Genomic DNA, 19,872 nt, shown 5'->3' on the forward strand with positions numbered 1-19,872 from the left:
GTTATCGTTTAATTACCCTCCTCTAACAAATTAGGAATTCAAAAAATGACCTTACATTCATAGTGCTTAAAAAATGTTTTCTAATACTTGAATCACCTTTCAATATTAATTGTAATAGATTGGAATTTAATTAGTCAATATATTTAGAATATTTTAAAAAATAAATTTTATATCCCGTTTCTTCCTGTTAAAAAGGTTTTTATGATAAATAATAATTTGGAAGTATTCTATCGATTTGATTCAATTACATTTCTCCTAATAATACGAAACTACTCATCCTTTTAAAATACTTTTTTCCTTTCTAGTTTCAAACTTATTACTAGCCTATCATCCCGCCATCAACGATATATAATGATTCTGTTACAAAAGAGGATTTCTCTTATAATAGAAAATTCATTACTGCTGATTCTTCCGGTTCCCCATACTGTCCTAAAGGTGTAGCCACCCTATTAAACGATTCATGTTTCCATAAATTACCAGATTACTCTCCAATCCTCCTTATCATTTGTTTATTTATCGTACTAGGACATACAGTGCTTACTAGAAACATCTGCTGCTACAGCTAAAACATTCGATTTCTCTAATCAAGTCCTCTGACACAATCCCTTGAAGCCCTTCTTCTGCCAAGTCCACAAAAGGTACTAATTTTAACCTCTTATTACCAGAACTTTGATCATGGGCCCTCCCACTCCCACCAGTAGCCCCTGTTAAATAGCTGTGATTGAATAATCATGAACCATATCAACTTCCCCCTCTTTAAAAGATTCTATATACTAAATAACCTAGAATATTGCAAAATATAGATAAGGACAATTATGGACACTTTTAATTATCTGGTAACTATTTTTAACACCATCAATATTAGGAAATATGGGAAACTAGAATGGAAAGCAGCTATCGTAACGGTGGAGCTTCAGACATTGGTTGAAAAAGGGGCAGCAGTTGTAATCTCTGATTTGTACGAGCAATCAGGAGAATTGGTCGGAAAAGAGTTGAGGGAAAATGGCAGATGTTCTGAAGAAAAATCCGTTAAAAATCTAGTAGCAGAAACGGTAAATAGATATAGGAAAGTCGATATGTAAAATGATCGACATAAATAAAGCTCCAGCTACCTACAGTAGTAGCTGGAGCTTTAAATCTAAAATCAACAAGACCAGGATTAAATTTCGAACGGAGGTTCAACACCTTCTTCTTCCATAATTCTCAATAGTCCGTCTAGAAGTTCCTGGCCATTATAGCCCTTTTTGTCAGCTTCTTCAACCCATAGCTTCCAAACATCTTTTACTGGTTTTATAAATCTTTTTAGTTCTTCTTCAGAAGGTTGAATGATTTCGCCTTTCTCCTTAACTTCTTTTTTAATTTTTTCATAGCTTTCTTTTTCTCCTTTAGAATAAGAAATATTAAGTAATTCCTCTAGATTTGGATTGAATGTTTCTTCGAATTTTTTTTGCAGCTCTGGAGACATGCTATTCCATTTATCAAGATTCATTACTACAGCTTGGGCAACAGTTGATATTGGTAAATTTGTTATAAATGGTCCAGGTTCATAGAACTTCTGAGAGTACGCGCCACCATATGCATAAACTGCAACATCTAGTGTTCCTCTTTCTAGAGAAGTATAAATATCTTCAATAGCAACAGAAACTGGAGAAGCCCCCCAACCACTAAGGAGCGGCAGCCATGAAGGCGCTTGCAGCTGTGTTTGCTTTCCTTTTAAGTCATCTACCGTGCGGATTGGTTCTTGACTAATAAGAACAGCAGGATCACTGGTGTAAATTCCCATTACCTTAATTCCTAATTTTTCTAAATCTTTGTTGATGTACTCATCTACAAATCTTTGGGCAATTTTTGCCTTTAATAAATGATCATCTGTGTTGATATATGCAAAAGGTAAATTTAGAACGGTTGTTTTAAATAATGGTGTATCCGGAAAGCCCTGACCAACAACAAAACCAATATCATATACACCGCCGCTTACGTCTTGGAGGACTGAAGAGGAAGGTCCTAATACAGCTCCGGGTTGGATATCAACTTCAACTAAACCGTCAGTCTCTTCTTTGACTGTTTCTGCCCAAGGTTCAGCAGCGAGAGCGTTAAGTGGATGTGTGGCGGGAACCGCCATTCCAAATATTAAATTAATTGGTTTTTGAGCGGATTCACCCGAGCTGTTTGCTGTTTCATTCCCACCGCAGGCTGCTAAAATTAACATAACTACTATGATAATAGAGGTTAAACTGTAAAAAGATAATTTGCTTCGTTTGATCATATAAGATTTCCTCCTGAAAAAAGGTGATTGATGTGTTATTGATTTTCTTTAGAAGTCCTCCAAAAGCGCTATCATATATACTCTATCTAACCCAATTAACTATTCGTAATTGATTTTATTGATTATGTTCTTTACCGAACCGTCCAAGCACTATCTACTGTTAAGACTTCACCATTAATAAATTTTGAATCATCCGAAGCAAGGAATAATGCTGAAGTAGCAATATCTTCTGGAACTCCACTATTAAATGGTCCAAGGTCAGAAAAAGCTTCCATTCCTATTTTGTCTATATGCGAAGGATCTTTTTTAGTCATTCCTGTTATGATAGACCCAGGAGCGATTGCATTAGCACGGATCTTTCCGTTGTTTCTGCCATAAAATGAGGCGATATGTCTGGTAAGACCAATGAGTGCATGTTTAGACATGGTATAAGCTGCCCCACCACGAGCACCAAGAAATCCAGCAATAGAAGAAACATTAATAATCGTTCCACCTGATTCTTGCTCTTTGAATACCTTAACAGCAGCACGTGATGCATAGAATGGACCGTTAACGTTAACGGCCATGACACGTTCAAATAATTCATTGGTGTAATTTTCAATGGATGTCAGGTCATCAGCAATTCCTGCAACATTTGCTAAAATGTCTAATTTACCAAATTCATCTAAAGCTTTCTTAATCATTGCCTCTACATCTGCTTCTTTTGAAACATCTGTTTTAATTGCAACTGCATGACCACCAGTAGATTTAATTTCTTCTAATGTTTCATTCAAGGAAACTTCATTAAATTCGGCTAAGACAACTTTAGCCCCTTCTTTCGCATACAATATTGAAGTAGCACGGCCCATGCCAGAACCAGCTCCGGTAACAATTGCAACTTTGCCTTCTAATTTACCCAAAATGAATTCCTCCAAAAATCCATAATAATTTTATTGACTCACATTGCATTAATTAAATATTGTCTCTTCGAAATTAGTTTTCTGAAAAATCACTAATTTCAAGAAAACCATTACTAGTACAAAACCTACGCTCCGTTTGGCTAACATATATGAGGAAGCTAAACGGAGCGTAGGTTTCTATAGTTTACAGATTTTAGGAGTCGATAAGTAGTTTTAGAAATTGTAATGCTGCTTCCACTCTAAATCTATTGATAAGTTAGATTTATACCAGTTATGAAATGCTAGATTCCATTTTCAATAATTTTTAAATCCTCAGCAGAAAGACCTAAATATTTAGCTGGGTTTTCAAATAATATTTTTCTCTTGAGATCAGGAGGAAGTTTATTAAAAGCTGACGTTGGAGAATCAAACTCCCAATGCGGATAATCACTTGTGAAAATCAACCGATCCGTTCCAACCATTTCAATTAATTGAAGGATATTGTTATGGTCCTGTACTGACTCGATAAATGGTTGTGTTCCAAACCAAAAATGTTCGCGAACATATTCACTTGGATAACGTTTCACCCATGGTGTTTCTAGGCGTAAAGCCTTCCAATGAGTATCCATTGTATACATCATATTAGGTGCCCAGCCAAAACCGCCTTCAACAAAAGCGACTTTAAGATCTGGAAACTTTTCAAAAACTCCTCCAAAAATCATACTCGCCATTTGAGCCTGATACGTTAAGCAATTAAGAGATTGATATTCACCGTAGTACTTCTGTGCACCCGTAGCATGATACTTATTTTGCCCACCAGGAAGTGACACATGGAAAGTACACACTAAGTTGTTACGGACTGCAGCTTCCCAAATCGGATCATAAAATTCATCTCCATATCCTCTGTGAGGTGAGTGAATAGCTAGACCGACTTGAACCATTTGAGGATGCCCTCCAACGCGATCAATTTCACGTGCGGCAGCCTTTGGATCGGCAGCAGCAATCGAAACTGACCCCTTGAAACGAGGATCCTTTGATAACCATTGGTCAATTAACCAATCATTTAACGCAGCTCCAATTGCAGAAGCCCAATGGTCCTGAGGTAAACTGTTAAGGCAAAAAGTACTATTCGGGTATAATACAGCCATATTTATACGGTGTTCTTCCATCAGTTGTTTCTGCAAAAATTCAATAGACGTTCCTGGATAACCACCATCTGGAGTCCAAGAATCTTTTCTTACTCCTCCATTTGCCACAATTGCATAACTGATATTCATAATTTGTCTAAATTGAGAGGCAGAGTGCGCAAAATTTTTCCAGTGTGGATCCATATATTCAATCAATTCATCAAAAGAACGTTCTTGAACATGAACATCACAATCAATCACTTTTAATGAATTACGCTTATTAGTTAATTGTTCTTCTACCATTTCCATAATATAACCTCCTAATTTGTATAAATATATAAATATGATTAGCCATTAATCTAAAAACAAATTACTTTTACTTTAGTTGTGAATATTTCTTGGTTTCTGCTAAATTAGTTAAATATCAATTAATACATCTTCTTCTGAAACTTCAATAGTATAAGTTTTTAATTTATATTTAGAATCAAATAGCGATTCACCAGTTGTTACATCAAACTCATAATGATGCCAAGGACAAGTGATTATCTGGCTATCTTTCCCATAACAATAATGACCTACTTCCGCTGTTGTTAAATTGGTTCCCTTTAGTGTTCCTTCACCCATTAATGCTGCTTGATGTGGACAGATGCCACTCACCGCATGAAAATCATCCCCATTTCTAACCAAAACAATTTGCCGATTTTTAATTTTAAACGTTTTCATTTCTCCCGATTCCAGGTTATCTACCTTACAAACCCATTGTTTCATTCTTGAATTACACCCCTTTATGGCAAAGCCATCAATTTTAGAAAAACGAGTTCCATACCAAAGTCAACAAACTCGTTTTTTATAATTCTCCAAATACTACTTAAATTCAGGTGGCTTTCCCCACCCATTTACCTCGATTATACTTCTAACAATCGCTCTGCTGCCAGGGTCACACAAATACCCGACAACATCTGCAACATCTTTAGGATGCATCCAATCTGTTGTGTCAGCTTCGCTTCCGCTTGCTAAATCTGTGAGAATGTTGCCTGGACATAGTGCTATAACTCGAATCCGGTATGGGTGACATTCATCAGCCAAACATTTGCTCATTCCAACAAGTGCGTGTTTAGTAGCTGCATAAGCTGAACGTCCACTGGTACCTCGTAATCCCCAAATTGAGGCGATATTAACAATAAGCCCATTATGATTCTCCATCATATTAGGGAGTACCTTTTGGCTTAATAAAAAGGCACCTCGGACATTAACCGCAAATGTTTGGTCCCATTCAGATATGCTGTAGTCTACGAAGGATTTTAATTTACCAATGCCAGCATTGTTAACCAGTACATCGATTGCACCTAGTTTACTAGATATGGCTTCGTATGCTCGGATCACATCCTCCTCTTTAGAAATATCCGCTACTTCTGCAGCACATAAAACGCCTAATCCTTGAATTTCTTTACAGGTTTTGTGAACATCTGGTGAGATATCACATAATCCTACAGCAATCCCTCTTTCGGCAAGAGTTAGGGCAATTTCACGCCCGATACCTCTAGCAGCACCAGTCACTAGTGCAACTTTATATATACTTTTTTCATTAGTTGACATAATTTCTTTCTCACCTCCTTGAAATACGAAACTTAATTCTGAAGTGCTATTGAGTATTTTTGAAAAAATCATAATATTTCGAAAATATTAAAGAGAGGAATACAATAGTTGGTTGACGATAAATATAAATTACTATATTTTTAGGAGCATGTATGTTTCAAAACTTAGTGAAAAGTAGGATTTATTGATCATTCTACATGTAAAGTAATCTTCATTTTTTATTGTAAGTTGAATCACTTTTCACTTAACATTTTTAAAAAATGCCTTTTACTCAACAATATAAAAGGTTTAATATAGCGCTTTCATAATCTTTGTAAAGATTAATTTATGAATTGACCTTCAACTATATTTTATTACAAAACTTTATGCAGTGTCAATTTTTACCAAGAAAATTTAAAATTATCTAAAAATACACAATATACCAACTAAGAATAAAGACCGGTGTTGTTTTTGCTAATCCAAAATTGCAGAAGTTGACGTTATTACCTGTCCGGAAATTGCCAAGTATAATGACCTCGTATATTAACTCCGTTGTCAAAGTATACCTAACTAACATATTTTAAAAAGGAAATCTTCGTAGAAGATTCCCTCCACTTTATTACCTCTTTTAATTATTTTGTCCATTTCAAAGTGCGTAGTTTGTTAAATAACCGCTTTTTTAGTTGGTATATTTAGTATATAAAATTCTATTTTTTCTTGCTTGATAATCAGAATGAACGGTAGTATTTTATTCCATTTTTTTTCATTTCAACAATCTCTCTACGGTGTAAAAGTAAGTCTAAATGCCCCGCTGTTTCATACACAACTAGGATTAATTGCTCTTTAACGGTTTTAGTAGAAAATAATTCGTTTACTATGTCAAAACCGCTTTTGTCGTTATCTTTTATAATATCTTTAATACGGGCTGCACGATCGTCGATATCGCTTAAACGCTCACTGACAAGTTCGGGTAAATTCGTTACTATAGAACCGTGGCCAGTTAGTACCGTACTGGTTAGGATATTAGCACATTTTTTTAAATTATCCATGTACTGGATCAATGGTTTTACCCTTTCTTGATTCCGGGAGAGTGGCGGTTCAATGGATGCGTTAGAAGAAATGTGTTTAATGATATGGTCTCCTGCAATCCATAATTGATCTTTTTTGCGGTAGAGAGAAATATGGCTTTGTGCATGACCTTTTGTTTCAATGATTTGCCACTCGGACAATCCTGGAATGCTATCTCCTTCATTTAGTTCCAAAGTCAGTTCTACGTTATGACATGATAATGGCTGCAAATTATCGAAAAACTCTTTACCTGCTCCGCACAATTCAGCCGGTACACCAAATTCGCTGAGAAATTGCTGAAAAAATTCATGATGCCATTCCACAAACTGTATATCTGGCAACAACCATGGCCTGTTATTTGGATGACCCAATACAGGAACGGGATGCAATTCTAAAATTCGGTCTAATAGCCCAACATGATCAACATGATGATGTGTTAGCAATACCTGTTCAATATCATAAATTGTTAATTGACGTTCTTCTAAGGCTTTTATCAAGAGTTCCCAGTTTTTTTCTAAATTTGCCCCGGTATCAATGAGAGTTAGTTTTTCACCAAAAACTAAATACGTATTAACCCCGCCAACGGGTGAGCCTGTATCAAGTTCGATAAGATCAACACCCTGGTTGGTTATTTTGAACACATTAAGCCCTCCTATAGAAATAGTAAATGGGTAATCCTTATCATAATTATCGAAAAAGAAAAAATTAGGAGTTGTAGCTATAAAAACCCTTACCTGTTTTACAATTGCAGTTGTTCCATTCTTTAACGTCACTTCTAATGGCATGACTTCTTTATCCAATCGTCCTTCTTCTTGAGCTTTAAGTGCACGATTATGGTCTCTAATGAAAATTCATCTAACTGCCTACGGGTAAAGCCCCAGTTTTCTGCAATTCTTTCAGCAGATAGGCCTTGGTTGATAATTTCATAACGGGAGGTTAAGGTTTTATTCCAATCAACGTCTTGAAGAGATGATCCCATTGGAACACGGGTCATACTTTCAACTCCGCCCAGCAATCACAATATCCATGTCACACTCATAATTTTGCCTGAGCTGCAAAATGAATTGCCTGCTGCTGGCCAGAGCCACATTTGGCAATCTATTGTTGTTCCCGGAACATATGAATAGGGAAATCTGCTGTTAGAGCCAATATTATAAGTTTGTTCCCCAATGTGTGAGACACAACCTAATATTACATCTTGAACTAGACCTGAATCTATTCCGGCGCGATTCACTTATTCTCTTAGAACTTTAGCTTCTAAATCTTCCGGATGGAAAGTAAGAACTCCTTTTCGCTTTCCAACCGGTCTAACACCCGACAATTACAACTTCACGCATTTTGCTTCTTCCTAGTCTTCAGAACATTTTTAATGATGAGGGTATATAAGCTAAAGGAGTCATAGTATAGACTGCCAGAGAATTATTAAAGATTTTATAGTCCTATTCTCTTCGCAATAATTGTTTTCATAATTTCATTTGTTCCTGCATAAATAGAAAGTGCTTGAACGTCTCTAAATCTTCTTGCAATCTCATACTCTTCCATAAATCCATATCCGCCATGGAGTTGTAAACACCGAGCTGCTACTTTTTTCGTCAGATCCGTTGTCCACCACTTTGCCATAGATACTTGAGTCACTACATCTTTTTTCTCCATATGGTTAACAATTAAATCATCGACAAATGTTCTAGCAATTTGGATTTCTGTAGCCATTTCAGCAATTTTAAATTGGGTATTTTGAAGCTTGCTGATCGTTTTACCGAAAGCTTCTCTTTGTGTTACATAATCAATGGTAATTTCCAGCATTTTTTCAGATGTTGCAACAGCACCGACAGCTACAAGCAAGCGCTCCTGTTGTAGCTTTTCCATTAAATAGTAGAAGCCTTTTCCTTCCTCACCTAATAAATTTGCAGCTGGTACGCGCGCATCTTCAAAAATGAGTTCAGATGTATCAGAAGAATGCTGACCTACCTTTTCTAACTGTCTTCCTTTCTTAAATCCAGGAGTATCTTTTTCTACTACAATTAAACTAATTCCCTTATGAACCGGATCAGCTTTTAGATCCGTTTTACATGCAACAATAAACAAATCTCCAATAACACCACTAGTGATGAACGTTTTTTCGCCGTTTAAGATGTAGTAATCTCCATCTCTAACAGCTGTTGTTCTTAGGCTTGCAAGGTCAGAACCTCCGCCTGGTTCCGTCATGGCAATTCCTGTAATAATGTCCCCAGTTAAACAGCCAGGAATCCAGCGTTGCTTTTGTTCCTCATTTCCAAATGTATTGATGTATGGAACAACAATATCGTTATGGTTATTAATTCCTACTAGGCCTCCGCCCACTCTTTCTAATTCTTCGTTAATAATAACAGAAAAACCAAAATCAGCATTGACACCGCCGTATTTTTCATCAACCCATGGAGCAAGGAATCCTTGTTCACCCATTTTATTCCAAAAAGAACGCGGTACAAGTTTGTCTCTTTCCCACTGTTCAAAATTTGGTAAAGCTTCCTTTTCTAAAAACTTTCTTAATGCACTTCTGAAAATATTATGATCTTCTGTTAAGTATGACCGACTCATTATTCTACTCATTATTCCACTCCTTATCATTTTTTATGTTCTTAATCTATGACTCTATCTCTTTAGAATTGTTACACAAGAGTTTCCACCAGCACCTTCACTATGGCTAAGGGCAACCTTTGCTCCTTCTACTTGATTCGGACCGGACATTCCTCTTAACTGACGTGTAATTTCACAAATTTGGCCAAGAGAGGATGCTCCCACAGGTTCACCTCTTGAAAGGATTCCCCCACTCACATTTATCGGAATTCTACCGTCGATTGATGTTTCACCTTTTTGGGCACGTGAGCCGCCTTCGCCAATTGGGCAGAAACCAAGACGCTCAGAATAAATGATTTCTGATCCTGCATCTACATCTTGAATTTCAGCAACATCAATGTCTTCAGGTCCTACCCCGGCCATCTTGTAGGCAGATTGTGCAGCCCGTTCAGCTAGTGTTGGATAAGATGTTTTTGTTGGTGCTGATAAAGCGGGAACGAACATATCCCCTCTTTTTCTAGTTTCCAAGACTGAAGCGGCAATCGTGACATAATTTTTTGTGAATTTTTTAGCCGTTTTCTCACTACAAATAACAGCCGCTGCTCCTCCATCATTAGGCGCACATAGCATATAAAGCGTTAAAGGATCCGAAACCATTCTGGCATTTAATATTTCTTCAATCGATAGTTCCTTTCTATACATCGCAAATGGATTGTGGACAGCATATTTATGACTTTTATAAGTTATGTGAGCCAATTGCTCACGAGTTGTGCCATATTCAACCATGTGTTCATGAATGCTTAACGCAAAATACAATGGGTTTACTCCTAATCCAGTTGATTCCTGCCAAGGGTGCCATCCAGCTCCATGGAGGAAACCTCTTGGACTTTTTTCAAAGCCCACAACAAGAACAATATCGTAAACTTCTGATTTGACGGCTTGGTAGGCAAGGCGTAGGGCTGATGCACCGCTTGCACAGGCATTTTCTACATTAACAATCGGGATTCCCGGTAAGCCCAGCCTTTCCAACACGTTGTGACCAGATGATGAAACCTCATAAACATTGGCACAAAAGGCTGCCTGGACATCTTTGATTGTCATGTTGGCATCTTTCAAAGCACGCATTGCAGCTACAGCACCTAAGTCTCGGTAACTCTTATCATTAAATCTGCCAAACTCATGCATACCGATTCCGGCAATAGCGACCTCATCCATTAAATTCCCTCCTTTTATTTTGACGGTTTATATTTGTAGGTTACATATTCTTTTTCATCATCAGCGAAGGCTGTATTAATAATTACTTCTACTTCCATATTAGGAACCAAGCTCTCAACCGTATTCTCAGTTGTTAATCCTATAATTCTAATCCCTTCAGGAAATTCTACGATTCCAACTGTATATGGGATAGTCCCTTTAAAGCCCGGCGGTGGTGCAGTGATCTCTGTAAAACTTTTTAATTTTCCTTTCGAGGTAAGAGTGGTTGTTTCCATTGTTTCTGTACAGCATTCTGGGCAGTAGTCTTGCGTTGGGAAAACCAATTCTCCGCAAGTTGAACATTTAGAAACAATCAAACCATGAGGTTCTTCCGGCCAATTAAAGAGACCTGCTTGAACAGGTACCCTTTCATTAGAGTTCTCCAAGTTTCATTCCTCCCTTTAAGAATTTTGTAATGAATACGAACATACGTAAATGATTAGGGTCTGTCATATTCATATGTCTACTCAATAAGTGAATCACCTTTCAACTATAACAATAAAGATATTTAAAATATTTATCAATTTAATTATTTAATTTGACAGATAATTTGACAGAATAGAAGAGAGGAAACTCTCATTGCCTGCTCTTCTACTTTTAAATTTGTAAAAGTTAGTCGTTTTTAACGAATATTTCTTACATATTATATGGCAGCCATAGTGCAATCGAAGGAAACATAACCAAGAGGACTAGCAAGACCAATATTGGGACAATAAAACGCGCTGCACCTTTAAAAATATCCTCTAATTTCAAGTCAGGGACAGCACCCTTTAAAACAAAGCAATTCATTCCAACTGGAGGTGTAATGAGGGCCAACTCAATAATAACTACGATCCAAACTCCGAACCAAATTAAATCAAACCCTAATGCTTGGATGATTGGGGAAATAATCGGAATTGTTATAACAATCATTGCCAAGGAATCCATAACAGCTCCCAGTATAAAATACATAATTAAAATCATTAACATGATGACCCACCAAGGAACATCCAAAGATGAAATAAAAGATGCTAATACTTCTGGCAAGCCTGTTAATGCAAGAAAATAATTGAGAACAAAGGCCCCGATGATAATCGCAAAGATAAATCCAGTTGTTTTTACTGTTCTCTCTAATGCAAGAACCAATGTCTTAAAGGTTAACTTTCTTTTGATAAAAGCAAGAATTACTGAAACAGCTGCTCCAATTCCGGCCGCTTCAGTAGGGCTAAACCATCCTGCATACATACCGCCAATTACGATTGCAAATAAAACGATAATCCATATGGTTGATTTTATAGACAAGAATCTCTCTTTCCAGCTATATTTAATTGGATTATCTGGGGCTAAGGCAGGCTGAAACCTAACCGAAATATAAATCGTTATAATGAATAGCAAGGTTAAGATAATCCCTGGCATAATTCCAGCAATCAGCAACTTTCCGATGGATTGTTCCGTTAAAATTCCATAGATAATGAAGGCTCCACTAGGAGGTATTAATATACCAAGTGTTCCACCTGCAGCAATGGTACCGCTGCTAAATTTGTCATTATAGCCTGAACTTCTCATTTCTTTGGAAGCAATAACACCCATTGTGCCAGTAGATGCAACGCTTGATCCTGAAGCTGCTGCAAATAAGGCCGAAGCTCCGATGGTGGAGGTTGCTAAGCCTCCTTTAAAATGTCCAAGCCATTTTCTAAATGTATCATATAAATCTGTACTGATACCCGAAATAAACAACAGTTCACCCATTAATAGAAACATTGGGATAGTACTAAACGTGTAACTGAAGCTGTGTGTCCAAATGATTGATTCCAAGGCTGCTTCTATTGAGGCCCAACCACGGATGTATAGTACCCCTAAAAGCCCTGGTACTATAAGAGAAATGGCAATTGGAACTCTTAGAAACATCAATACAAACATTAATATAATTCCTAAAAGTCCTAAAACCTCAACTGACATTTTTGTCACTCCCTTCACTTTGTTGGTATATTTTCCCTGAAAACAATTCAATACTGCTATAGATAATTTTTAAAATGGACTCTAATCCCCACATATAAAATCCAATTCCTAATAAGAACTGAAATGGGTAGTGAGGGATGTGCAGTATAGATGTACTAACTAAAAATGTTGAGAGAGCATTTAGACCAGCGTTAAATTGTATTGTTCCAACTACGATACAGATTGTTGCAACTAGAATGTAGGATAAAATACCCAACAATGTTTGTGTTTTTCTGCTAAAACGTTCCACCAACAAATCAACTTTCACATGTGCATCAACCCGTTCTGAATAACCAAATCCTAATGCAACCAAGACAACCATCATTAATTGTACTAATTCATAATCGCCTACGATTGGTGTATTAAAAACACCTCTGGATATTACGGTAAAGGCAACTACCACCATCATGAGGAAAAGGGTGATAAGCGCCCCCCATTTTGTAATAGTTGTAAGCCCTTTTATTATCTTAGCTAGATATTGCATTTTCCCACCTCTATTCAATAAATGGTCATTCTCTTGAATTTTTCACTACAAGAAATTGCTTATAGGTTTTTTGATTCATATTCCTCAAGGCAAAAGATTGTGCCTTTAATCTAAAAAATCAATTCAAATGACTACACTTCGGACGGAGGTTCAACTCCTTCTTCTTCCATTATGCGCAGGAAACCATCCATTAGTTTTTTGCGGTTATAGCTTTTTTGTTTGCTTCTTCAATCCATTACTTCCAGACATCCTTAGCAGGTTCCATAAACCTTTTTACTTCATCTTCAGAAGGCTGGATGATTTCACCTTTACCTGCATCTTCTTGACCGTTTCCACCCAAAGTTAAGCTGCAAGTTTATTAATTGGATGTGCAGCAGGGACCGCCCTTCAAGATTAAATCAAAAGTTTCTTGTGCTGATTGCTTCCCACTGTCTGTTCCATTGCCGCTATTTGTTGTTTCATTCCCTCCGCAAATAGTAGGTTGGGTTTTTCGGCTCTATTTATTATTTATTGCCATTGTTTTTCACTAGAATAATTAAATATCAAATGGAGGCTCAACGCCCTCTTCTTCCATGATTTTTAGGAATCCATCCATTAATGCTTGACCGTCATAGCCTTTGCTATTAGCTTCTTCGATCCATTGCTTCCAAACACCTTCTGCAGGTGCCATAAAGCTTTCAACAGCATCAGCGGTGGGATCGATGACTTCTCCTTTTCCTTTAATTTCTGCAGCAAGCTTGTCTACTGCATCATTCATGGTGCTGAGGAAGCTTCCTTGCCATAATTCCATTAGCTTTGGAGCATACTCCTCATCTATTCTCTTCTGTAATTCTGGGGATAAGCTATTGTATTTATCAATGTTCATCATTGCAATCGCAGAAACGCCTGATATTGGAATGTTTGTAAAATATGGTGCAGGCTCGTAAATCTTTGTAGAATATGCACCTGCAGTCGCATATAAACTTACATCTAATGTACCTCGGTCAAGAGAAGTGTATAGATCTTCAATTGTTACTGAAACTGGTATGCCGCCCCATTCTTTAATAATTGGGGCCCAGTTAGCTCCTTGTTGGAGAATTTTCTTGCCCTTTAAGTCTTCAGCTGATTTAATTGGCTCTGTACTAAAAATTGCTAATGGGTCGCTGGAATAGACCCCCAGTAGTTTTATGCCCATTTTTCCAAATTCATCTTTTACAAATTCATCAACAAAACGTTGTGCAACTTTCACCTTTTTTTCGTAATGGTCCTCTGCGTTTACAAAGGCAAATGGTAAATCAAGTACTGTCATTTTGAACAATGGAGTATCAGGATAGTATTGAGCAACCGTGTACCCAATATCATACACTCCTCCACTAACATCTTGAAGTGTTGACTGTGATCCTCCTAACACTGATCCACCCTGAACAGCAACCTTTATAAGACCTTCAGTCTCTTCTTCAACTAATTTTGCCCAAGGCTCAAATGCATTGATTTGAGTATGGTGAGTCTCTGGTGTCCAAGAACCAAACTTTAATTCCACGGGCTTTTGCTCTTCAGTTGCTTGATTTTTGCTGCTGGTTGTCTCGTTTCCACCGCATGCCGCTAAAGCAAAGGACATGATGACTATCGTATTAATTGAAAAAAATGATTTAAGTTTCTTCTTCATATTGTGTTTTCCCCCCTTAATAACTCCATAAAATCTTGTATTTCTTCCTCTGAAGGATTGATAACTTCACCTTTACCTTCAACCTCTTTTGTAATTTTTTCGATGCTTAATTCTCTTGAATTTGCAAAACTGACGTTAACTAATCCAGATATTTTAGGTTAAAGTTTTCTGCTTGAAAATCAGGTAATAGACTATTAAATTTTTCTAGATTTATCATCAAATAAGAGGTGAGTCCAGAGATTGGGGGATTTGTAATATATGGTGCAGGTTCAGGCAGCTTTTGTCGCAATTGTAAAATAACATAGAAGTATTTTAAGGTTCTATTTCATAAAATGTCCTCCCAGTTTATTTGAATTTTGGTATGGTAGTTTTCCAAGCCAATTACCTCAATAGTGGTTCCAACAATTGCCTTACATTCAGTTATATAGTTACCTACAACATCTGTAGTTTCTTTAGGGGACAGTAAGATGGACTGCTGATATCCTTGTAAGTTTGTAAAAACAATTCAGGAAGTGTGCTTTACACTTTTTAACTGACAACATGATTGTTTTAATAAACCCTTGATCTTAGGTAGCGAGTGCACCTCCATCAATGGCTAGGGCATGTCCTGTAATATGGGTTGCAAAATCAGATCCAAGAAAAAGAACATTTTGTGCAATCTCTTGTACTTCAGCATACCTTCCATCCGGAATCGCCTTTGCTCGTTCTGAAACGACTGCTTCGGGATTGGATGAAGAAATTCCTTTTTCAATTGAGCGCATCATGCGGGTATTTACTGCACCAGGACAAATTGCATTAACCCGTATTCTTTTACGGGCTACCTCCAGGGCAGCTGTTTTTGTCATTCCGATTACGGCATGCTTGCTTGCTGTATATGCAATAAATCCAGGGGCACCTATTTTTCCTGCAACAGATGCAGTGTTTATGATCGCTCCGAATCCTTGTCTGACCATTTCTGGTAAAACAAACTTTAGTCCTAAAAAGACTCCTTTAACATTTATATCCATCACTTTATCAAAAACATCCTCTGGATAATCGGATATAGGTGTAACGACCCCCTCCCAACCTGCGTTATTAGCAAAGACATCAATCCTGCCAAACCGGGTCATTGATTGCTTAACATAGTTTTCTACATCAGAAGCAATAGAAACATCTGCATGGATAAAAATGCTTTTAGCTCCTTCTTTATTAACCAAAGATATGGTTTCTTCACCTGCATTTTGATCAATATCTACGCAAACGACAGAAGCACCTGCTTTCGCAAACTCTAAGCATATTGCACGACCAATTCCAGATCCCCCTCCGGTGACTAACGCCACTTTACCTGTAAAATCAATTTTCACTAGAATGCCTCCCTTTCTTAAAAAGAATTTTAACCACTATCTAGATTATTTCTATAAAATAGCGAATCATCAAATCAGCTAGTTTTGTGGTGGCTGAATGTGTCGGATATAGTCGATCACCCTCGTTTTTAAGATTAATAAACTAGTGTAGAATGCTGTTTAAGCACTATAACCACCGTCTACATTAATAATTTGACCACTTACATAGCTAGATGCATCAGATACAAGGAAATCCACTACATCTGCAATTTCTCGCGGCAATCCTCTTCGGGATAATGGAGTTTGTTCGAGATAGCTTGTAACTAAATTTCGTGTGATGTCATCAATGTCATAATTTTTATGTATACTGTAAGATTCGATAACCCCTGGTGCTACTCCATTGACCCGAATTCCATCAGGACCAAATTCACGTGCAGCCATACGAAGGAGACCTTCAACAGCCATTTTTGGTATTGATGACATTCCATCATATTCAATTGTTCGGTTGATCGCACTTGTAAGGAAAAGGACCACCGATCCTCCGCCCTGTTCCTGGAGCATTGGAATTCCACGCTTTAAAATATTAAAGCTGCCTATCGCATCTGTTTCCATAATGTAGCGAACAGCATGATCATCCATGTCTGTAATTTTTTTAATTCTAAAAGCAGTACCAGTAGCAGATACGATGGAATCAATTCCGCCCCATTGCTCTTTTACTAAGGAGAAAAATGAGCTGACTGATTCACCATCGGTGATATCCACATGGCCAATTTCAGCTCTACCGCCTGCATCACGGATTGCTTTGGCGGTTGCCTCTGCTTTTTCCTGATTGCTTCTAAACCCAATGGTAATGGCAGCATTCTCTGCAAGCTTCAACGAAATGGTATCGCCAAGCGCACCGCTTCCTCCAAAAATTGCAATCCGTTTTTGTTTTTTACTATCTTCCATGTGTTCTTTCATTTCTACTTCACCTCTAAATATGTTTTAAATAAATTTAATTTTCAGTAAATTATTTTCACATTTCTATTTTAAGAAATAAGCTGAATTGGATAGATAGTAAATTATTAAAATACGAACAGAAAGATACGAAGGATCAGAAATCATTAAACAGCTCAAGAAGCGACCTAGAGGAAATCCAGGTTATGGAAACAGCTTTATTCCTCTAGCATCTATTTAAGTTTAACGCTTCATAATACCGAATTTAATGAAATCCATTAACTCATCGATTAATTCGTCATCAACTTCCCTTTTATCCCATATCACCCATTTTAATCCGATGTAATTCGTAATCCCCATGAAACAATAGACTAACATTTCAGCGTCAAGCTTTCTAATTTCACCCTTTTCTATTGATTCCTCAAGACGTGATATATATGACTTTGTGAATTTTTCAAATATTTGGCGGTGGAGCTTTTTATCTACAAATTCAGCCTGAGGAAATAAACTATACCAGTAGGGCCGCTCTTTGAGGAATTCGAATAGTGCCTTTATTCCCTCTCTTTCCATTTGGATTCTGTCCGAGATTTCGGAGGTGCGTTTTTTAAGTAGACCGGTAAGTTCACTTTGCATATCCCAAAGCAGCGCTTCAAATATTTGATATTTGGATTCAAAGTAGGTATAAAAATTCCCTAGCGATACCCCTGCGTTTTGGGTGATTTCGACTATACTGCTTTGATGGTACCCGTTTTTTCCAAATATATATTCCGCAGAACGCAGGAGCTTATTCCTGGTTTGAATACCTCTGTTTGTTTTTGGCATTAAATGGTCGTTCGACATTTAAGGTCACTCCTTAAAATTCAAAAATTATAAATGAATCATGTTTCAATTATAATTATAGAGAAATGCCCCAAACAACTCAACAAAAAGATCATTAAGCGCTTTCATAAATCCAGAAAAATGATATTTGAATTGCTTTTTATCTTTGATTTTATTGTGAAAATTCAAAATCGTTTAAAACCTTAATAGTCTTCATTAAAAGTTTACTTTGTTTTAAGGTGTCCTTTACCATCTAGTTAATCTATAAAAATATATGATTAAGGAAAATCCGAACTTTAGAGGACCGCTTTTCAAACAACAACTTGTCCCCCTTTGTTCGGATTTAAAACTTTTTCATAAAATTTAGCGATGTGCTTTATATCCAACTAGCTCACGATCCCAAGTATCCGGAGTGATGCCTTCTTCGCGAAGTTTGTATTTTTGAACTCTTTGAGAAGGCGTCCGTGGAAACCTTTTTACGAATCTTACAAATCGCGGTAGAGCAAAGTATGCCATTCGCGGTTGACAGTAGTCTAGCAGTTCTCCTGGTGTCAGCTCTTCCCCTTCTTTTACAATAATAACAACCATAACTTCTTCTTCACCCAGCTCTGATGGAACGCCAACTGCTGCTGAATCAAGAACCTTTGGGTGTTCATTAATAACGACTTCCACTTCAAATGAGGAGATGTTTTCACCGCGTCTTCTGATGGCATCTTTTTTCCGGTCCATAAAATAAAAATACCCATCTTCATCCATGCGACCCCGGTCTCCTGTATGGAACCATAAATTTTGCCAGGTTTTAAGTGTTGCTTCCGGCATTCCGTAATATTCCGTGAACATGATGCCCGGGTCTTTTGGTCTGACTACAATTTCACCAGCCACACCTGGTAGGCATGGATTATCTTCTTCATCATGAATCTCTACTTCATAAAAGGAAGCAGCTTTTCCGCAAGAGCCTTTACGGAATGACTCAGCAGGGTTGTTGGTTACAGTTCCAAGCTCTGTTAAACCATATATTTCACTAATCTGAACACCGAATCGGTGTTGGAAATCATCATATAGGTCAAGTGGAGTTGGTCCCCCAAACGCTTTACGAACCAAATGATCTTTATCATTTGAACGTTCTGGCTGCTTCATAAGGATCGTGATAACTGAGCCCATAAAGTTAAATGCGGTTATTTTTTCCTCACGGCAAATATCCCAGAATCTTGATGCGGAGAACTTATCATGTAAAACTACATCGCAATCAGTTAATAGAGCAGAAAGAACTGTTGTATAGCGGGCATTTGCATGAAATAATGGAAACACTGTAAATAATCGGTCATTTGGACCATACTTCATTACATCACAGCAGTTTGATGCATTCTTAAAATTGGAACGATGTGTAAGTACAACACCTTTAGACGGCCCTGTAGTTCCTGAAGTAAAAAGGATTAGGGATGGATCAGTTGGTTTGATTTCAACATTTACAGGTGCATCACTAACGGTATCGAGAATATATTCAAAGAAATGAGTAGTTAATAGACTGGGAATTGCTTTATAATCATCTCCTACCACTATGACATGCCGAAGATGTGTTAGATCCCCTAGTATATCTAATAAACGATCAACCCATTGTGAAGAAATAACAATTGCTTGGCACTCAGCTTTATTAAGAATATATGTCAGTAGGTGTCCACGGAAAGCAACGTTAATAGGAACCTCAATTACACCAACCTTCGCCAAACCCAACCATGTATATAAAAATTCTGGACTATTTGGCAACATTACAGCACAGGTTGAGCCTTTTGTGAGTCCTAATTCGGTTATATAATTAGCAACCTTATTTCCATTACAATTAAATTGTTTATAGGTGACATCCGTATTTTCAAAACGGATAAATCTTGTGTAGGGTTTGGCTGCAGCGCGATGTTCAACTACTTTTCCAAATGTTTCTACTCCACTGTACATAGTTCTACTCCTTTT

The 19,872-nt window shown here is 37.3% G+C and carries 18 protein-coding genes; 1 reads left to right on the forward strand and 17 read right to left on the reverse strand.

The features are described from left to right. Positions 1–815 precede the first annotated feature (815 nt). A complete protein-coding gene (locus tag ACQKL0_RS17060; protein WP_427688762.1) occupies positions 816–1,082 on the forward strand; it encodes a hypothetical protein in 267 nt (88 codons plus the stop codon). 77 nt (positions 1,083–1,159) lie between these two features. On the opposite strand, the gene ACQKL0_RS17065 is transcribed toward ACQKL0_RS17060, so the two are convergent. The 17 genes from ACQKL0_RS17065 to ACQKL0_RS17145 form a co-directional block, all read right to left on the reverse strand. Next, the gene (locus ACQKL0_RS17065) at positions 1,160–2,266 is read right to left on the reverse strand and encodes a TRAP transporter substrate-binding protein (RefSeq protein WP_427688764.1); all 1,107 of its coding nucleotides are present in this window, start codon (positions 2,264–2,266) and stop codon (positions 1,160–1,162) included. A gap of 131 nt (positions 2,267–2,397) precedes the next feature. Then, the gene (locus tag ACQKL0_RS17070; protein WP_427688766.1) at positions 2,398–3,165 is read right to left on the reverse strand and encodes an SDR family NAD(P)-dependent oxidoreductase; all 768 of its coding nucleotides are present in this window, start codon (positions 3,163–3,165) and stop codon (positions 2,398–2,400) included. Positions 3,166–3,446: 281 nt separating this feature from the next. After that, on the reverse strand, positions 3,447–4,580 hold the full coding sequence (locus tag ACQKL0_RS17075) for an amidohydrolase family protein (protein WP_427688768.1): 1,134 nt from the start codon (positions 4,578–4,580) through the stop codon (positions 3,447–3,449). A gap of 108 nt (positions 4,581–4,688) precedes the next feature. Further along, the gene (locus tag ACQKL0_RS17080; protein WP_427688770.1) at positions 4,689–5,039 is read right to left on the reverse strand and encodes a Rieske (2Fe-2S) protein; all 351 of its coding nucleotides are present in this window, start codon (positions 5,037–5,039) and stop codon (positions 4,689–4,691) included. 96 nt (positions 5,040–5,135) lie between these two features. Beyond that, positions 5,136–5,867, reverse strand: coding sequence for an SDR family NAD(P)-dependent oxidoreductase (locus ACQKL0_RS17085; RefSeq protein ID WP_427688772.1), 732 nt, complete (start codon positions 5,865–5,867; stop codon positions 5,136–5,138). Between the two features lie 707 nt (positions 5,868–6,574). Further along, positions 6,575–7,714: an MBL fold metallo-hydrolase gene (locus ACQKL0_RS17090; RefSeq protein WP_427688774.1), complete on the reverse strand. Its 1,140-nt coding sequence runs from the start codon at positions 7,712–7,714 to the stop codon at positions 6,575–6,577. Continuing rightward, positions 7,690–7,908 carry a hypothetical protein gene (locus ACQKL0_RS17095; protein WP_427688776.1) on the reverse strand — a complete coding sequence of 73 codons (219 nt, stop codon included), beginning with the start codon at positions 7,906–7,908 and terminating at the stop codon, positions 7,690–7,692. Before ACQKL0_RS17095 ends, ACQKL0_RS17090 begins: the two co-directional genes overlap by 25 nt. A gap of 437 nt (positions 7,909–8,345) precedes the next feature. Then, complete coding sequence (locus tag ACQKL0_RS17100; protein WP_427688858.1) at positions 8,346–9,491, reverse strand: acyl-CoA dehydrogenase family protein; 1,146 nt, start codon at positions 9,489–9,491, stop codon at positions 8,346–8,348. 54 nt (positions 9,492–9,545) lie between these two features. Next, entirely contained in the window at positions 9,546–10,685 is a 1,140-nt protein-coding gene (locus ACQKL0_RS17105; protein ID WP_427688778.1) for a thiolase family protein, read from the reverse strand. A gap of 14 nt (positions 10,686–10,699) precedes the next feature. Next, on the reverse strand, positions 10,700–11,110 hold the full coding sequence (locus ACQKL0_RS17110; RefSeq protein WP_427688780.1) for a Zn-ribbon domain-containing OB-fold protein: 411 nt from the start codon (positions 11,108–11,110) through the stop codon (positions 10,700–10,702). A 250-nt stretch (positions 11,111–11,360) separates the two neighbouring features. Next, positions 11,361–12,662 carry a TRAP transporter large permease gene (locus ACQKL0_RS17115; protein WP_427688782.1) on the reverse strand — a complete coding sequence of 434 codons (1,302 nt, stop codon included), beginning with the start codon at positions 12,660–12,662 and terminating at the stop codon, positions 11,361–11,363. Beyond that, on the reverse strand, positions 12,652–13,185 hold the full coding sequence (locus tag ACQKL0_RS17120) for a TRAP transporter small permease subunit (protein WP_427688783.1): 534 nt from the start codon (positions 13,183–13,185) through the stop codon (positions 12,652–12,654). The genes ACQKL0_RS17115 and ACQKL0_RS17120 overlap by 11 nt, the downstream gene beginning before the upstream one ends. A gap of 535 nt (positions 13,186–13,720) precedes the next feature. Continuing rightward, a complete protein-coding gene (locus tag ACQKL0_RS17125; protein WP_427688785.1) occupies positions 13,721–14,830 on the reverse strand; it encodes a TRAP transporter substrate-binding protein in 1,110 nt (369 codons plus the stop codon). Between the two features lie 566 nt (positions 14,831–15,396). Next, on the reverse strand, positions 15,397–16,173 hold the full coding sequence (locus ACQKL0_RS17130) for an SDR family NAD(P)-dependent oxidoreductase (protein WP_427688787.1): 777 nt from the start codon (positions 16,171–16,173) through the stop codon (positions 15,397–15,399). 159 nt (positions 16,174–16,332) lie between these two features. Then, positions 16,333–17,112, reverse strand: a complete 780-nt coding sequence (locus ACQKL0_RS17135; RefSeq protein ID WP_427688789.1) for an SDR family NAD(P)-dependent oxidoreductase — start codon at positions 17,110–17,112, stop codon at positions 16,333–16,335. Between the two features lie 219 nt (positions 17,113–17,331). Further along, positions 17,332–17,928: a TetR/AcrR family transcriptional regulator gene (locus tag ACQKL0_RS17140; RefSeq protein ID WP_427688791.1), complete on the reverse strand. Its 597-nt coding sequence runs from the start codon at positions 17,926–17,928 to the stop codon at positions 17,332–17,334. Positions 17,929–18,270: 342 nt separating this feature from the next. Further along, positions 18,271–19,857 (reverse strand): AMP-binding protein, encoded by a 1,587-nt coding sequence (locus tag ACQKL0_RS17145; RefSeq protein ID WP_427688793.1) that lies wholly within the window; start codon positions 19,855–19,857, stop codon positions 18,271–18,273. Positions 19,858–19,872: the final 15 nt, after the last annotated feature.

This window comes from Peribacillus sp. NPDC097264, assembly GCF_050277925.1.
Classification (GTDB): Bacteria; Bacillota; Bacilli; order Bacillales; family DSM-1321; genus Peribacillus.